The organism is Ensifer sp. LBL (genome assembly GCF_050435225.1).
In the GTDB taxonomy this organism is placed as follows: domain Bacteria; phylum Pseudomonadota; class Alphaproteobacteria; order Rhizobiales; family Rhizobiaceae; genus Ensifer.
Genome location: NZ_JBNDJY010000006.1, coordinates 270,224 through 286,730, shown reverse-complemented (window position 1 = coordinate 286,730; position 16,507 = coordinate 270,224). Strand labels below are relative to the sequence as shown.

Genomic DNA, 16,507 nt, shown 5'->3' with positions numbered 1-16,507 from the left:
ATGACCAAGACCCGCAAGCCGCTTTTGAAGTATCGCCGGGTCGTCATCAAGATCGGGTCGGCATTGCTGGTCGACCGCGCCACCGGGCTGAAGAAGGCCTGGCTCGACGCCATGTGCGCTGACATCGCCGGCCTCAAGGCCAAGGGCGTCGAAGTGCTGGTCGTCTCCTCGGGCGCAATCGCGCTCGGTCGCACCGTGCTCAACCTGCCGGCAGGTGCCCTGAAGCTGGAGGAGAGTCAGGCCGCCGCCGCCGTCGGCCAGATCGCGCTGGCGCGTGCCTGGTCGGAGAGCCTTTCGACCGACGCCATCGTCGCCGGTCAGGTGCTTTTGACGCTGGGCGACACGGAAGAACGCCGCCGGTATTTGAACGCCCGCGCCACCATCAACCAGTTGCTGAAGCTCGGCGCCGTGCCGATCATCAACGAGAACGATACGGTCGCCACCACCGAAATCCGCTATGGCGACAACGATCGCCTCGCCGCCCGCGTCGCCACCATGGTCGGCGCCGATTTGCTGGTGCTGCTCTCCGATATCGACGGGCTCTACACGGCCCCGCCGCATCTCGACCCCAACGCCCGGTTCCTCGAAACGATCGCCGAGATCACGCCCGAAATCGAGGCGATGGCCGGTGGTGCGGCATCCGAGCTTTCGCGCGGCGGCATGCGCACCAAGATCGATGCCGGCAAGATCGCCACGACCGCCGGCTGCGCCATGATCATCGCATCGGGCAAGCCCGATCATCCGCTTGCGGCGATCGAAGACGGTGCCCGCTCGTCCTGGTTCGCACCATCAGGGTCGCCGGTAACGGCGCGCAAGACCTGGATTGCCGGGCAATTGCTGCCGGCCGGAACGCTCCGCGTCGATGCCGGCGCCGAAGAGGCGTTGCGCTCGGGCAAGAGCCTGCTGCCGGCCGGCGTCCGTGACGTGACGGGCAGCTTCAGCCGCGGCGACACGATCGCCATTCTCGGCACTTCCGGCCGCGAGATCGCCCGTGGTCTTGCCGGCTACGATGCCGACGAGGCCCGCCAGATCGCCGGCAAGAAATCGGCCGAGATCGCCGCGATCCTCGGCTATGCCGGCCGCGCCGCCATGGTGCACCGCGACGATATGGTGATGACCGGAAAACGCGCTGAGGCCGAGGGTAGCCGGAAGGATGAAGTCCATGCTTGACGAGGTGAAGAACAGGCAAGACGTCGAAAGCGTCATGCTGGAGATCGGCCGCAACGCCAAGGCCGCCAGCCGACCGCTCGCCATCGCCAGCGCCGAACGCAAGCACGCCGCACTGATCGCCATGGCCGACGCGGTCGTCGCCCGCACGGACGCAATCCTGGCCGCCAATGCGATCGACCTTGAAAACGCCCGCGAAAGCGGCGTTGCCGCCTCTTTCATCGATCGCCTGACGCTGAGCGAAAGCCGCATCCGCGACATGGCGAGCGGCATTCGTGCGATTGCCGAGTTCAAGGATCCGGTCGGTGACGTCATTGCCGAATGGGATCGCCCGAACGGACTGCATATCGAGCGCGTGCGCACGCCGCTCGGCGTCATCGGCGTCATCTATGAAAGCCGGCCCAACGTGACGGCTGACGCCGGCGCGCTCTGCCTCAAGGCCGGCAATGCCGTGATCTTGCGGGGCGGGTCCGACAGCTTCCATTCTTCGGGCGCTATCCACGCCTGTCTAGTCGAGGGGCTGAAGGCCGCCGGTCTGCCCGAACATGCGATCCAGATGGTCCCGGTCGCCGACCGCGCCGCCGTCGGCGCCATGCTTTCGGGTCTTGGCGGCACGATCGACGTCATCGTTCCCCGCGGCGGCAAGAGCCTGGTGGCTCGCGTGCAGAACGAGGCGCGGGTGCCGGTCTTTGCCCATCTCGAAGGGCTCTGCCACATCTATGTCGACGCCTCGGCCGCTCTCGCCATGGCGGAAAAAATCGTCGTCAACGCCAAGATGCGCCGCACCGGTATCTGCGGTGCTGCCGAAACGCTGCTGATCGACCGCAACGACGCCGACCGGCTGGTCAAGCCGTTGCTGAACGCGCTGCTGGCAGCGGGCTGCGAAGTGCGCGTCTCCGACGAACTCGCAGGCACCGTCGACGGGTTGAAGGCCGCCAAGGACGAGGACTGGGCGACGGAATATCTCGACGCCATCATCTCGGTGAAGCTGGTTGACGGCATTTCGGGTGCCATCGAACACATCAGCACCTGGTCATCGGCGCATACGGAAGCGGTGATTGCCGAAGACCCGGAGGTCGTCGAGCGCTTCTTCTCGGAAATCGATTCCGCGATCCTCTTGCACAACGCCTCGACCCAGTTTGCCGATGGCGGCGAATTCGGCATGGGCGGCGAGATCGGCATCGCCACGGGCAAGATGCATGCGCGCGGCCCGGTCGGCGTCGAACAGTTGACCTCCTTCAAGTATCGGGTGCGTGGTGCTGGACAGGTCAGGCCCTGAGGTGACGGCGGGCAAGGTCAACGCCCGCTACCTGCGCATGCCCCATGTCGAAGACGGCATGGTGGTCGGCCTTTTCGGCGGATCCTTCAATCCGCCGCATGAAGGCCATGTGCTTGTTGCCGACACCGCGATCCAGCGGCTCGGGCTCGACCAGCTCTGGTGGATGGTCACGCCCGGCAATCCGCTGAAAGACCACAACAATCTGGCGCCGCTTGCCGACCGCATCGCCATGAGCGAGGAGATCGCGCGTAACCCGCGCATCAAGGTGACCGCTTTCGAAAAGGCGCTTGGGCAGAGCTATACCGCCCGCACGCTCGAGATCGTGCAGGCGCGCAACCGCGACATTCGCTTCGTCTGGATCATGGGCGCCGACAACCTGAAAAGTTTCCACCGCTGGCAGAACTGGCAGAAGATCGCCCGCACCTTCCCGATCGCCGTCATTGATCGGCCGGGCTCGACGCTCGCCTATCTCTCCTCGCGCATGGCGAAAACCTTCGACTATGCCCGCATCGACGAGGACGATGCGCGGCGCCTCCCCTTCCACCGCGCGCCCGCCTGGACCTTCATCCATGGACCGCGCTCATCGATGAGCTCGACGGCGCTGCGCGCCGCCGGTGGAGTATGATTTCCTGGGATTCAGTTCTGCTGTCTTGAAACAGCTACGGTTTGATGCCTACATTCATGGACGGTTCGATCTTTGTTCGAATCGAAAGTGCCTGTTCTGTTCATGTGGAAAGGAAAGACCCTGACAACAGCACACGCCAAGGGATATGCGATTACCGCATTCCCGCGCAGCACGGGATCTAGCGACGAAGCCGCTGTCCGTGCGCTTCAACTGGTCCTCGAGAGCCTAGAGGACTCGAAGGCAGAAGACATCGTCAGCATCAACATTGCCGGTAAGTCGGCGCTGGGAGACTTCATGGTCGTTGTCTCCGGGCGATCGAACAGGCATGTGATGGCCATAGCCGATCACCTGACGACCGACCTGAAAGACGGGGGCTTTGGCAATGCCCGTGTCGAAGGTCTGGAAGGTGGTGACTGGGTGCTGATCGACACCGGTGATGTGATCGTTCACATCTTCCGGCCGGAAATCCGGGAGTTCTACAACATCGAGAAGATGTGGGCGGCTCCCGAGATCGAGGACGGCACCTTGCATTGAGACCGACCGGGTCGCCGCGCAGCTAAATGCCGGACGAGCCGAGTTGCGGTCATGCATGAATGTGAAGGGCTGGCGCCGCCTTGGGCGGCGTTGTCAGCCGGATGTTTGTTGCGACTGATCGTAACTTTCAGGCCCGTCAACCGGACAAGGCGCGCAGCGGCGCTGCAAGGCTCCAGGAACGCGGCATAAGATTTTCCTTGAATCGACCCGATTTCAGGAACTATGCAGTGCGCGTTGCAGCACTACAGCGCCGCGCGTCTTATCGGACGCGCAAAGGACGCTGTAGCACTTTGAATCGCTTCCTGTTTCCTTTAATCGGCTGCGATTAAAGGAAACATGCAGTAGCGAGGACGGACAAGGTCATGCGTATTGGACTTTTCGCAGTCGGCCGCCTCAAGGCGGGGCCGGAAAAGGATCTTGCGGTCCGTTATCTCGATCGCTTCTCCAAGGCCGGTCCAGCGATCGGGCTTGAGCTTTCCCGCGTCGTCGAAGTCAACGAAAGCCGCGCTTCGAACGCCGAGACGCGCAAACGCGAGGAAGCCGCACAGCTCGAAAAGGCGCTGGCCGAAGGCAGCCTGCTCGTGCTTTTGGACGAACGCGGCAAGGCGCTGGATTCGGAAGGCTTCGCATCGCTTCTCGGAACATTCCGCGACAGCGGCAAGCGTGACCTGATGGTCGCGATCGGTGGCGCCGATGGCCTCGATCCGAGCCTCCACGCCCGCGCCGATGCGGTGCTCAACCTTGGGAAGATGACATGGCCGCACCAGCTCGTGCGCATCCTGATCGCCGAACAGCTTTACCGCGCCGTCACCATTCTCTCCGGTCACCCCTATCATCGGGTCTGAAGCAACGGGACTACCGCGCCGGAAGCCGCAACCGCTACACGCCGCGATAACGAGAATATGCTTGGTCGTGCGCGCCAAATCAGATTAGGTTTTTTCCTCATATTTTCGGATGGACGCACGCAACGGATGACGCCCCGAGGCAGGACCAGCGTTTTCGGCATGGGAAGAGACGACGCAGGACGGCTTGCCCGTAAAGCGGCGGCCTTTGCGCTTGCGCTTGCAATCGGCCTGCCGGCGAGCGCCCAGGAGGCCACGCCGCCCGCCGCCGCCGCGACCGGTCAGGAACAGGGTCCGCCCGATCCCGCTGCCGACCTCACGCTTCGCCGCAACAGCACGCGCAGCGAACTGGATGCGCTGTCGAAGACGATTACGCTTTCCCAGGAGCGCGCCAATGCGCTGACGGAAACCATTGCCGAGATAGACAAGACCAACGAGGCGCTGCGCGCCGCGATCGTCGAGTCCGCGAAGAAGCGCCAGGATCTCGAGCAGCAGATCGTCGACGGCGAGAAGAAGCTGAGCGACCTGAGAACCAAGGAAGATACGGTCCGCCGCTCGCTGCGCTCCCGCCGTGGCGTGCTTGCCGAAGTGCTCGCCGCCCTGCAGCGGATGGGGCGCAACCCGCCGCCGGCGATCCTGGTGACGCCCGAGGATGCGCTCGGCTCCGTGCGCAGCGCCATCCTGCTTGGCGCCGTCGTGCCCGGCCTGCGCAAGGAAACCGAAAACCTGGTGGCCGACCTCAAGGCGCTCGCCGATATCCGCGCCGGCATCGACCGGCAGCGCGAAGACCTGACGGCGGCAATGACCGCCAATGTCGAGGAAGAGCGTCGCATGTCGATGCTGGTCGCCGAGAAGGAGAAGCTGCGTCAGTCGAGCGCCACCGAGCTTGCCGCCGAGCAGCGCAAGGCGCAGGAACTGGCCTCGCAGGCGACCAATCTACAGGGCCTGATCGGCTCGCTCGAGGATCAGATCTCCTCCGTTCGCGAGGCTGCAGAGGCGGCGCGCGCCCAGGAGGAAGAACGCCGGCGCATGAGCGAAGCCGAGCGCGAAGCGGCGCGGGAATTGGCCCGCAACGCGGTGCCTGACAAAAACCGCATTGCGCCCGCATATGTGTTTTCGGAGCTGAGGAACAAGCTTGCCTATCCGGCTGCGGGATCGCTGTTGCGCAAATTCGGCGATGCAGACGGCACGGGGCATTCCCTGCAAGGGATCATGTTGGAAACCAATCCCGGCGCGCTGGTGACCGCGCCGTCAGATGGCTGGATCGTCTATGCAGGCAATTTCCGCAGTTATGGACAGATGATCATTCTCAACCCGGGCGACGGCTATCACGTCGTGCTTTCGGGGATGGAGAAGGTGAGCGTGCAGACTGGGCAGTTCGTCGTGGCCGGAGAACCGCTGGCGACGATGGGCGCAAAAAGAGTGGCGAGCGCTGCGGCCTTGGCGCTGGAAACGGACCGGCCGACGCTTTACATTGAATTCCGAAAAGACGGAAAACCGGTTGATTCCCGACCTTGGTGGACCGCAGCAGAGGTTGGAAAGGCGCGAAATGATACGTAGGGCTTCACTTGTTCTGGTCGGGGCGCTGATGGGCGCGACCGCGATGGGCGTGGTTTATTCGGCTGTCGTTCCGGCCGTCGCTGCCAACACCTCGACCTACCGCGAACTGGCAATCTTCGGCGACGTTTTCGAACGCGTGCGGGCGCAATACGTGACGCCGCCGCAGGACGACAAGTTGATCGAGAACGCCATCAACGGCATGCTTTCCTCGCTCGACCCGCATTCGAGCTACATGAACTCGGCTGACGCCGAGGACATGCGCACCCAGACCCGCGGTGAATTCGGCGGCCTCGGCATCGAAGTGACGATGGAAGACGACCTCGTCAAGGTCACGAGCCCGATCGACGACACGCCCGCAGCGCGCGCCGGCGTGCTTGCCGGCGACTTCATTTCCAAGATCGACGGTGCGGACGTTCGCGGCCTGAAGCTCGAGGACGCGGTCGAAAAGATGCGCGGCGCCATCGGCACCCCGATCAAGCTGACGATCCTGCGCAAGGGCGCGGACAAGCCGATCGAACTGACGATCGTGCGCGACGTCATCGCCGTTCGCGCGGTCAAGTTCCGCACCGAAGGCGACGTCGGCTACCTGCGCGTCATATCCTTCACTGAAAAGACCTATGACGACCTGAAGAAGGGCATCGAGAAGATCAAGGCGGAAGTGCCGGCCGACAAGCTGAAGGGCTACGTGCTCGACCTGCGGCTCAACCCGGGCGGTCTGCTCGACCAGGCGATCAACGTCTCCGACGCCTTCCTGGAGCGCGGCGAGGTCGTTTCGACCCGCGGCCGCAACCCGGACGAGACCCGCCGCTTCAACGCCACGCCGGGCGACCTGACCGATGGCAAGCCGGTGATCGTGCTGGTCAACGGCGGCTCGGCCTCCGCTTCGGAAATCGTCGCCGGCGCCCTGCAGGACCTGAAGCGCGCAACGGTGCTCGGCACCCGCTCCTTCGGCAAGGGTTCGGTCCAGACGATCATCCCGCTCGGAGAAGCCGGTGCACTGCGTCTGACGACCGCGCTCTACTACACGCCGTCGGGCAAATCGATCCAGGGCACGGGCATCACGCCTGACATCAAGGTCGAACAGCCGCTTCCGCCGGAACTGCTCGGCAAGGTCGAGGCTCAGGGCGAGTCCGATCTGCGCGGCCACATCCAGGGCCAGAGCGAGACCGACGAAGGCTCCGGCTCGGTCGCCTATGTTCCGCCGGAAACCAAGGACGACCTGCAGCTGAACTACGCGCTCGACCTTCTGCGCGGCAAGAAGACGGACCCGTCCTTCCCGGCGAGCCCCGAACAGGCGCAGCTGAAGAAGTAAGCCTGACAGACACGAAACAAAGCGCCGCATGTTCACCCGAACATGCGGCGCTTTGCGTTTGGCCCATGGCTGGGCCGGCCGATGCACTGGTCAAGCCTTCGCCACTAAATTATAGGGTTAGCAAGCGCTGCCGCGGCCACTGATTCTTCGAAGGCATACGGCGTGCGACGGGAGAGGATCGGCACGCGTCCTGGCGCCGGCCTCGCTCCAGCGGCAACATCCCACAGCTCGACCGAGGCTCCGTTTTGGGAACTGATCTCAATGCACCGCTCGGCCAGAACCGGCGGGCCAAGCCAGCGTCGAAGCGCAATCCCCGACGGCTGCTCGGGTTTTCTCTTGCCGGCCTTTGCATCGCCGCGGTGATTGGCCTTTCCGCCTGGAACACGCTTTCGCCGGACGGTTTGCGGCGTGATCCCGCGTCGCCGGTCGCAACCGCCGAGAAGGCGAAGAGCGCGGGCGACAAGGCATCCAACCCGGAAAGCGGGCGGACGGGCGTCGGCTCCGGAACGATGACGCCGGGAACGGCCTATTCCGGCGCCGATGTCGAGCACACGCTCACCGATGACGGCTCCACCGTCACGACGTTCTCGCCACGCAGCCGCGACGGCAAGGGCCCCGCACTGATCAATGTCGGTCCGATCCGCGGCCAGGATCCGCGCATGGCGGCGATGCCCAATGACGACCTGCTGGAAGAAAGCCCCGCCGGGCGGCTGCCGATCATCGGCCCCGACGGTCTGCGTCCGCTCGATCAATATGCACGCCCCTGGTCGGGTGCGCGCGGCACGCGCATCGCACTTGTCGTCGGCGGTCTCGGCCTCAGCCAGACGGGAACCCAGAAGGCGATCCGCGACCTGCCGGGCGAGGTGACACTCGGCTTTGCCACGGCCGGAAACAGCCTGCAGCGCTGGATGCAGGAAGCGCGCCGGAGCGGCCACGAGATCCTGCTGCAATTGCCGATGGAGCCGTTCGACTATCCGGCCAACGATCCCGGCCCCAATGCGCTGCGCGTCGGCCTCAGCGAAAAGAAGAACCTCGCGGAACTGCACCGCAACCTCGCCGAGATCACCAACTATACCGGCGTCATGAATTATCTTGGCGGCCGCTTCCTGTCCGATGCCGATGCGCTGGAGCCGGTCATGCGCGATCTCGGCAAGCGCGGCCTGCTGTTCCTCGACGACGGGACTTCGGCGCAATCGCTTTCCGGCAAGGTTGCCGGCGCCTTCGACGTGCCGCACGGCTTTGCCGACTTGACGCTCGACAGCGAACTCAGCCGCGGCGCGATCCTGCGCAAGCTCGACGAACTCGAGCGCATCGCGCGCCGTAACGGGACGGCCATCGGCGTCGCTTCCGCCTTCGACGAAAGCGTCGGCGCGATTGCCTCCTGGGTCAGCGAGGCGCAGGCCCGCGGCATCGAGATCGTCGGCGTTTCCGCGCTCGTCAAGGATCCGCAACAGAACTAGCTTAAAGCCGTCCCGATGGGACCAATCGACGTTTGCAAAGAAGAGGCAGCCGATGAGCAAGGACAAGAAACTGAAGGCGGACGACCTTCCCTATCGCCCCTGTGTCGGCGTGATGGTGCTGAACCGGTCGGGCCTTGTCTGGGCCGGCCATCGCATCGCCGTCGGCAATTCCGAATATGACGGCTCGCCGCAGCAATGGCAGATGCCGCAGGGTGGCATCGACAAGAACGAAGATCCGCTGAAGGCGGCCTATCGCGAGCTTTACGAAGAGACCGGCATGAGCACTGTCTCGCTGCTTGCGGAAGCGCCCGGTTGGATCAACTACGATCTGCCCGAACACCTGATCGGCATCGGCCTCAAGGGCAAGTATCGCGGCCAGACGCAGCGCTGGTATGCCTTCCGCTTCGAAGGCGAGGAAAACGAGATCGCCATCAACCCGCCACCGGGCGGGCACGAACCGGAATTCGACGCCTGGGAATGGAAGCCGATGCGCGACCTGCCGGAGCTAATCGTGCCGTTCAAGCGCAAGGTCTACGAGGAAGTGGTCGCGGCTTTTACGCATCTGGCGCCGTGAACCGGCGCTGCCCGCGCCTGAAACGACAAAGGCCGGCGAGATCGCCGGCCTTTGTATTACTAGGCTTTCACCAGGCTCAGTCGGCTTCGGCCTCGTTGGCAGGCGACGCATTGAGCTGGCCGTATTTCTCTTCGCCGATCTTGTCGAGCAGCTCGAGCTGGGTTTCGAGGAAGTCGATATGGCCTTCCTCGTCAGCGAGCAGCTCTTCGAAGAGCTTCATGGAGACATAGTCTCCGGCGGCATGACAGATGTCGCGGGATTTCTTGTAGGCGGTGCGGGCGTCGTATTCGCCTGCGAGGTCCGCCTTCAGCACTTCCTTGACGTTCTGGCCGATGCGCAGCGGCGCAACCGTCTGCAGGTTGGGATGGCCTTCGAGGAAGATGATGCGCGCGACGAGTTTGTCGGCATGCTGCATCTCCTCGATGGATTCGGCCCGCTCCTTCTTGGCGAGAAGCGTATAGCCCCAGTCTTCGAGGAGGCGGTAATGCAGCCAATACTGGTTGACGGCACCGAGTTCGAGATAGAGCGCTTCGTTAAGCTGCTCGATGACTTTTTTGTCGCCTTTCAAGATCCGCCCTCCGGTTGTCGTCGTGGAATTGTCTGAGGCGGGTCATGAAATCAAATATCTCTGCGTCCGTCGAGTCGCGGTGCGCGTGATATTGCTCGGTGGTGCGGATGATGATGTCGACGACATTGGGGAAACAGCCGCAGCAACGGCCACGTTTTTCCATCGCGTGGTAGACTTTCGCCGGCACGATCAGCTGCCAACAGTCCTCGTCGAGGAGACCAATGATCGTGTCCTCGATCTCTTTTTCCGTGATGAAATTGCAGCTGCAAACCAGCATGTCGTCTCGCCTGTCGTACGCAACGCCCTGTATCAGCGCATAAAGCAAAACAGGACATTTAGTGTCAACTAAAAACTCCGCGAGCGGAAGTTGCGGGTGGATTAGAACGACTCTAAACTTGACAAAAAACTTCGCCTTTTCAGAATTTTAGAGATTCCTGAGCGACTGATCTTGCAAACCCTGAATGGGTCACGAGGCGCGCAGCCTGCGACATTTTTACACACCTTCTATCACGACCGCGGGAATCCTACCCGTGACCTGCGCCGGAAGCATTCCATGGAATCCTTCCGGCGACCCGGCAGCGCTTTACCAGACAGCCCCACTCACTTGAGAGGCGGCAAAGCCTAACCGGAGCCTTTCAATGGAAATTGCGCCCCTTCGGCATCACGTCGGCCACCTCGGCTGTTGCCCGATCCGGATCGCTGGAACTGCTGCCGGAGTGGCGGGGCATCGGCAGGCGCTGGTCGCCTTGTGCCCGCTTCATGCGCGCGTCACCGGTCGGTCTCAGCGCCTCGTCGGCACGCTCGCTTGCGCCGAACCGCCGCGCTTCCTTGCGCAGCAGCCCGAGCATCGGCGTGATGTCCTCGATGTGTTCGGCGACCACATGGATGACGCTGCTTTCGCGCTGCAGCCGGCCGCGAATCTTGACCAGACGCGCACCCATGACCACCGGCCGATAGGTCGCAAACACCTTCGGCCAGACGATCGCATTGGCAACACCGGTCTCGTCCTCGATCGTCATGAAGATGACGCCCTTGGCCGAACCCGGGCGCTGGCGAACGAGCACCAGCCCGGCAACGGTCACCCGCCGCCCGACCGGGGCGGTCGCAAGCATGCGGCTCTGGACGATCCCCTGCGCGGCAAGCGTATCTCTGAGGAAGGAAACCGGATGCGCCTTCAGCGAGAAGGAGAGATAGCGATAGTCGTTGATCACCTGCTCACCCGCCAGCATCTCCGGCAGGATCATGGCCGGTTCCGGCCGCAACTCCTCTCTCGCAGCCCCCTCGAAGAGCGGCAGCCGCTCGGCAGCGCTTTTTTCATCGAGCGCCTTCACCGCCCAGAGCGCCTTGCGACGATCGAGCCCGATCGAGCGGAAGGCATCCGCGTCGGCAAGCCTTTCGAGCGCGGAGCGGGAGAGGCCGGAGCGCAGCCAGAGATCGCGCACCGTTGCGTAACCGGCGCCCCGGTTGGCGACGAGCTTATCCTCGATCTCCTCCTGCTTCAGCCCTTTGATCGAGCCGAAGCCGAGACGCATCGCCTTCTTCGTCCTGATCACATCCTGCATCTCGCGATGGCGCGGCTCGATGGCTCTCTTGTCGAAGCCCCCCTCTTCAAGGTCCGCATCCCAGACCGAGTGGTTGATGTCGACGGGCAGCACCCGGACCCCATGCTCGCGCGCATCGCGCACCAGTTGCCCCGGCGCGTAAAAGCCCATCGGCTGGGAGTTCAGGAGCGCCGCGCAGAAGACATCGGGATAATAGGTCTTGAGCCAGGAGGAGACATAAACGAGCAGCGCGAAGGACGCGGCATGGCTCTCGGGAAAACCATATTCGCCGAAGCCTTCGATCTGCTTGAAGCAGCGCTCGGCAAAATCGCGCGGATAGTTGTTGCTGACCATGCCCTCGATCATCTTTTCATGGAAGGTATGAATGGTGCCGGTGCGTTTGAAGGTCGCCATCGCCCGCCGCAACTGATCGGCCTCGCTGGGCGAGAAACCGGCAGCGGTGATGGCAATCTGCATCGCCTGCTCCTGGAACAGCGGCACGCCAAGCGTCCGCTTCAAAACGACCTCTAATTCAGGGCTCGGATACTCGATGGGAATCCTGCGATCCCGCTGCTCCCGGCGTTTCAGATAGGGATGCACCATGTTTCCCTGGATCGGTCCGGGCCGGACGATCGCCACCTCGATGACGAGGTCATAGAAGATACGCGGTTTCAGCCGCGGCAACATGCTCATCTGCGCCCGGCTTTCGATCTGGAAGACACCGATCGTATCGGCGCGGCAGATCATGTCGTAGACGGCGTCCTGATGATCCTTGAAGAGCTGATGCAGGTTCTTCTGCTCATTGTAATGCCGATCGAGCAGGCCAAATGCCCGGGCAATGCAGGTCAGCATGCCGAGCGCCAGAACATCGATCTTCAGGATCTTCAGCGTGTCGAGGTCGTCCTTGTCCCACTCGATCATGAAGCGGTCGGGCATCGCCGTGTTCATGATCGGCACCACCTCGTCGAGCCGGTCGCGGGTCATGACAAAGCCGCCGACATGCTGGGAGAGATGGCGCGGGAAACTCATCAGCTCGGTGGCGTAGTCGAGCACCTTCACCGTCGTCGGGTCTTTCGTATCGAGACCGGCAGCCTGCGCCTCGCGCTCCGAGAGATCCGCGACGGACCAGCCCCAGACAGAACCGGCGAGCGCCGATTGCACATCCTCGGAAAAGCCGAAGGCCTTGGCGGTCTCGCGACCGGCCGAGCGCGCCCGGTAGCTGATGACCGCGGCCGTCAGCCCGGCATGTTCCTTGCCGTAGGTGCGGTAGATATGCTGGATCACCTCTTCCCGCTTCTCGTGCTCGAAATCGACGTCGATGTCCGGAGGCTCGTCGCGCTCGGTCGAGAGGAAGCGATCGAAGAGCAGGGTGGTCTCACACGGGTCGACCTCGGTGATGCCCAGGCAGTAGCAGACGGTGGAATTCGCCGCCGACCCGCGGCCCTGACACAGGATATGAACGCTGCGCGCAAACTGCATGATGTTGCGCACCGTCAGGAAGTAGGGCTCGTAACGCTTGCTGGCGATCAGTTCGAGCTCGTACTCGATCTGCGTCGACACCTTCTTGGGGATCTCACCGGGATACCGCTCGCGTGCGCCTTCCATGGTCAACCGCCGCAGGGTCTGCGTCGGCGTCTCGCCCGGAATGCTCTCATCCGGATATTGATATTCGAGGTCCGACAGCGAAAACTTCAGCCGTCCGAAGAAGTGTCCGGTATTGGCGATCGCTTCCGGATAGTCGCGAAAAATGCGCGCCATTTCGGCGGGCGTCTTCAGATGCCGCTCGGCATTGGCGTGCAGCCGATAGCCTGCCGAGGCGATCGTCACATGCTCGCGGATGGCGGTGACGACATCGGCAAGCGGCCGTCGATCGGCGGCATGGAACAGCGGACTGTTGGTGGCGACGAGCTTGACGGACGCATGGCGGGCAATGGTCGCGAGCCCGGCAAAGGCAAGCTGGTCGAAGCCGTCATAACGCGGCACCAGCGCCAGATAGAGCCGGTCGCCCAAATGCGGTTTCAGCCGCTTGAGGAAATCGGCAAGCAGGGTTGCCTCCGGCGCACCGATGACAGGACCCGGCAGCACCGCGAGAAGCAAATCCTCGCCCCATTCGATGAGATCGGTCTCGTAGAGCGTACAGGTACCCTTCTTGGCGCGCAGGTTTCCAGCACTCAGCATCCTGCAGAGATTGCCCCAGCCGCGGCGGTTTAGGGGGTAGGCGAGCACGTCGGGCAGGTCTTCGGCAAAGGAGAGCCGCGCACCGGGCTGGAAGGCCGACTTCTCCACCTTGGCCTGCGCATGGGCGCGCACCACGCCGGCGACCGTGTTGCGATCGGCAATGCCAAGGCCGCCAATACCGAGGCGGCTCGCCGCAACGACCATCTCACCCGGATGGGAGGCACCTTCGAGGAAGGAGAAATTCGACCAGGCGCCGATCTCGAAATAGGGAGCAACGTCGCTCATGCGAAGACTCCATGCATGAACCAGCGCGGCGGGGCGCTCGCGCCATAATGACCCTCGCGAAACAGCCAGAACCGCCGGCCGCTATCGTCCTCCACCCGGAAATAGTCGCGTTCCAGCGCCGGCTCGCCATCGAGCCACCATTCGCCGGCGATCCGCTCCGGCCCTTCGGCCCGCGCGATGCGGTGCAGCGTGCGCCGCCAGCGAAAGCTTCTCGGCGGCCCCTCCGGCACCTCGGCCACCGCCTCCACCGGCTCGGGACTTGGAAAGAGCCGCTGCGGCCGGGCGGCAGCCGCAAGCAGGGTCACCGGAATGTTTTGCGCCGGTTCCTCAGCCCTGCCGATCAGCGCCAGGTCCGTGAGCGGCCGGAAGCTTGCCGCCCGCTCCGGCACATGGCTTTCCGAGAGCGCCGGCACCATCAGGCTTTCTGCGCCGAACCGCGCCATGACCCGATCGGCGAAGGCGGCAAGCGGACGCGCGCGATCCGGCGTGCCGGAGAAATCCTCCTGCATCACCTCGTATTTTTCGCTCTTCGGCACCGAAAGCCGGAGGATTTCAAAGCCGAAGCCGGCATCGAGATCGTCGTGCACCGCCTGCAGGCGCTCGCGGAAAAGACCGGCGACACGCCGCGGATCGTTGAGCGGCGAGGAGGTACCGGCGGCGATGCGGAAGACCGCACCGTCAACGCGGAAAAGCAGAAGCTCGAACAAGCGTCCGCCCTCGCCGCGCTTCTCCAGCTCCGGTTTCAGCCGCAGTGCCAGTTCTTCCGTCAGGCCCAATATATCGTCTTCACCCTGGACCGGCTCGCCGAGCCGCCGCTCTGCCGAAAGGGCTGCGACCGGCAGCCGTGGCGACAGCGGCTCGTCCTCGCGCCCGAGCGCCTGGTCGAGACGCAGAAGCAGGGTTGCGCCGAACCGGCGAGCAAGCGGCGCACGCGGCGCCTCGATCAGGTCGCCGATCTGCTTGAGTCCGACCCGGCCCAGTGTTTCGATCGTTTCCCGCGGCAGCCGGAGTGCTGCCATCGGCAACGGCGCCAGCGCCCGCGCCGCCTCGTCCTCGGCAAGGATAGCGTCGGAGCCGAAACGCGCCACCGCCCAGGAGAGCCCGGCGGACGAGGAGATCGCCGCCCGGGCCTCGACGCCCAGATGGAAAAGGCGAGCGAGCAGATCGTCGAGCAGCGCCTTTTCCCCGCCGAGAAGATGGGCGCAGCCGGTGATGTCGAGAAAGAGACCGCTGTCGCCATCAAGCGCGACGAGCGGCGTGTAGCGGCTGCACCAGTCCGCCAGCCCTGCAAGCAGCGCCCGGTCGGCGGCGGGATCGGCCGGCAGCACGTCGATCTCGGGACACATGGCCCGCGCTTCGGCGACACCCTGGCCGATATGAAACCCACGCCTTTCAGCAAAACCATCGAGCGCAACGAGACGCATCGCGCTCTTCACCTTGTCGGCGAAGACGACGGGCGGGTGTTCAGGACGCCCGCGGGAAAGCCACGAGTTCCCCCAGCGCTTGCGCGCGACCCGATCGGCCGGAAGATGCGGAAAGGCGAGCGACAGAATGCGCTGGTTGTGGATCTGCCGCAGCAGCGGCTGGTAGGGGCTCGACGGGGTAAAGGCGGCGGTCATGGGGGTTCCACTCCAGGAAGAAGCCGAGCGGCGCAGGAGCCCTGCTCTTCTCGGCAATGACGTGAAAGACGGGATGGCCGATGCTGCCGCGAAGCATCGATCCATCCGGTAGCGGTCGCTCGCGCGCCGGCGCCGGCTCGACGAGGAAGCGGAAGAAGGCGCTGCTCGCCTCCTCGTGTCCGGATTGGCGCAAAAGCAGAAGCGGGACGTGGCCGGCGCGCGAGCGCACATGCAGGCGCCGGCTCTCGCTGAGTGCCAGGGCAGCCGGGTTGCCGCGAATTTCGAGGATGACGGCACAGAAGCTCGGCACGGAAAGTGCAGCCTCGGCGATCCAGAGCGCGTCCTTTATCGTGCGCGGCAGGCTGAAGACGAGGCCGCGGACATCGAGGCCAAAGGCCTTCAGACCCAGCCCATAGGGCATGCCCGCCTCGGTGGAAGCCATCGACTGGCTGATCCAGAGAACGGGGGCGGACGGCTCGCCCTTTTCAAGCCGCGCCCGTTGGCAGAGCACGCCGAGTGCTGCGGCAAAACCGGCGGCAGCACCCGCATCGCGCGTCTCGGCATTGCGGATTTCCGTCATGCCTTCGAGCGGCAGGCCGCCTTCGAGAAGATCGTCCAGATCGGGAACGCCAAGCGCCAGCGCCTTGCGGCCAGGCTCGTCTTCTTCCCGCTGACGGAAGCCGCCGGGATCGGCCGCCTTGGCGGTGCGCACGACGCCCGGAAGCCGACGGTTTTCGATCCTGGCTATGGTTTCTCGGAGCGAAAGTACCGTCTCCCGCTGCACGGCTGTGTCGGCCATGACGGTCAACTCCCATCAGTATGTTCATGTTATGTTCTATTAGATTCCAGAGCTTCATAAATGAGTCAACAGCCAATTCTAAGAATTTATTCCTGTCCCTGTGGTCAAAGAATTCAACACTCGAAAAACAAAGGCAAAATCGCTATATGGAGGGCAACAAGGAG

14 protein-coding genes are annotated in these 16,507 nt (G+C 63.8%); 9 read left to right on the top strand and 5 right to left on the bottom strand.

Annotation, left to right across the window (positions count from 1 at the left end):
- From proB to OKW20_RS24400, 9 genes are all read left to right on the top strand, one after another.
- Positions 1 to 1,170 carry a glutamate 5-kinase gene (proB, locus tag OKW20_RS24440; protein WP_429117091.1) on the top strand — a complete coding sequence of 390 codons (1,170 nt, stop codon included), beginning with the start codon at positions 1 to 3 and terminating at the stop codon, positions 1,168 to 1,170.
- Positions 1,163 to 2,446 (top strand): glutamate-5-semialdehyde dehydrogenase, encoded by a 1,284-nt coding sequence (locus OKW20_RS24435; protein ID WP_429176356.1) that lies wholly within the window; start codon positions 1,163 to 1,165, stop codon positions 2,444 to 2,446. Before proB ends, OKW20_RS24435 begins: the two co-directional genes overlap by 8 nt.
- Before the next feature lie 37 nt (positions 2,447 to 2,483).
- Positions 2,484 to 3,071 carry a nicotinate-nucleotide adenylyltransferase gene (locus OKW20_RS24430; RefSeq protein ID WP_429176569.1) on the top strand — a complete coding sequence of 196 codons (588 nt, stop codon included), beginning with the start codon at positions 2,484 to 2,486 and terminating at the stop codon, positions 3,069 to 3,071.
- Positions 3,072 to 3,173: 102 nt separating this feature from the next.
- On the top strand, positions 3,174 to 3,605 hold the full coding sequence (gene rsfS, locus OKW20_RS24425; protein ID WP_043619991.1) for a ribosome silencing factor: 432 nt from the start codon (positions 3,174 to 3,176) through the stop codon (positions 3,603 to 3,605).
- A gap of 362 nt (positions 3,606 to 3,967) precedes the next feature.
- Positions 3,968 to 4,450: a 23S rRNA (pseudouridine(1915)-N(3))-methyltransferase RlmH gene (gene rlmH, locus OKW20_RS24420; protein ID WP_429176354.1), complete on the top strand. Its 483-nt coding sequence runs from the start codon at positions 3,968 to 3,970 to the stop codon at positions 4,448 to 4,450.
- 159 nt (positions 4,451 to 4,609) lie between these two features.
- On the top strand, positions 4,610 to 6,007 hold the full coding sequence (locus tag OKW20_RS24415) for a murein hydrolase activator EnvC family protein (RefSeq protein ID WP_246810891.1): 1,398 nt from the start codon (positions 4,610 to 4,612) through the stop codon (positions 6,005 to 6,007).
- A complete protein-coding gene (locus tag OKW20_RS24410; protein WP_043619997.1) occupies positions 5,997 to 7,319 on the top strand; it encodes a S41 family peptidase in 1,323 nt (440 codons plus the stop codon). Before OKW20_RS24415 ends, OKW20_RS24410 begins: the two co-directional genes overlap by 11 nt.
- A gap of 245 nt (positions 7,320 to 7,564) precedes the next feature.
- Entirely contained in the window at positions 7,565 to 8,779 is a 1,215-nt protein-coding gene (locus OKW20_RS24405; protein ID WP_429117085.1) for a divergent polysaccharide deacetylase family protein, read from the top strand.
- Between the two features lie 52 nt (positions 8,780 to 8,831).
- The gene (locus tag OKW20_RS24400; protein WP_043620001.1) at positions 8,832 to 9,353 is read left to right on the top strand and encodes an RNA pyrophosphohydrolase; all 522 of its coding nucleotides are present in this window, start codon (positions 8,832 to 8,834) and stop codon (positions 9,351 to 9,353) included.
- 76 nt (positions 9,354 to 9,429) lie between these two features.
- On the opposite strand, the gene bfr is transcribed toward OKW20_RS24400, so the two are convergent.
- From bfr to OKW20_RS24375, 5 genes are all read right to left on the bottom strand, one after another.
- Positions 9,430 to 9,921, bottom strand: coding sequence for a bacterioferritin (gene bfr / locus OKW20_RS24395; protein ID WP_043620003.1), 492 nt, complete (start codon positions 9,919 to 9,921; stop codon positions 9,430 to 9,432).
- On the bottom strand, positions 9,887 to 10,198 hold the full coding sequence (locus tag OKW20_RS24390; protein ID WP_034803108.1) for a (2Fe-2S)-binding protein: 312 nt from the start codon (positions 10,196 to 10,198) through the stop codon (positions 9,887 to 9,889). The genes bfr and OKW20_RS24390 overlap by 35 nt, the downstream gene beginning before the upstream one ends.
- A 358-nt stretch (positions 10,199 to 10,556) precedes the next feature.
- Positions 10,557 to 13,925, bottom strand: coding sequence for an error-prone DNA polymerase (locus OKW20_RS24385; protein WP_429176349.1), 3,369 nt, complete (start codon positions 13,923 to 13,925; stop codon positions 10,557 to 10,559).
- Positions 13,922 to 15,475, bottom strand: a complete 1,554-nt coding sequence (locus OKW20_RS24380; protein ID WP_429176566.1) for a DNA polymerase Y family protein — start codon at positions 15,473 to 15,475, stop codon at positions 13,922 to 13,924. The genes OKW20_RS24385 and OKW20_RS24380 overlap by 4 nt, the downstream gene beginning before the upstream one ends.
- Positions 15,390 to 16,343: an ImuA family protein gene (locus OKW20_RS24375; protein ID WP_429176346.1), complete on the bottom strand. Its 954-nt coding sequence runs from the start codon at positions 16,341 to 16,343 to the stop codon at positions 15,390 to 15,392. The genes OKW20_RS24380 and OKW20_RS24375 overlap by 86 nt, the downstream gene beginning before the upstream one ends.
- Between the last annotated feature and the right edge of the window lie 164 nt (positions 16,344 to 16,507).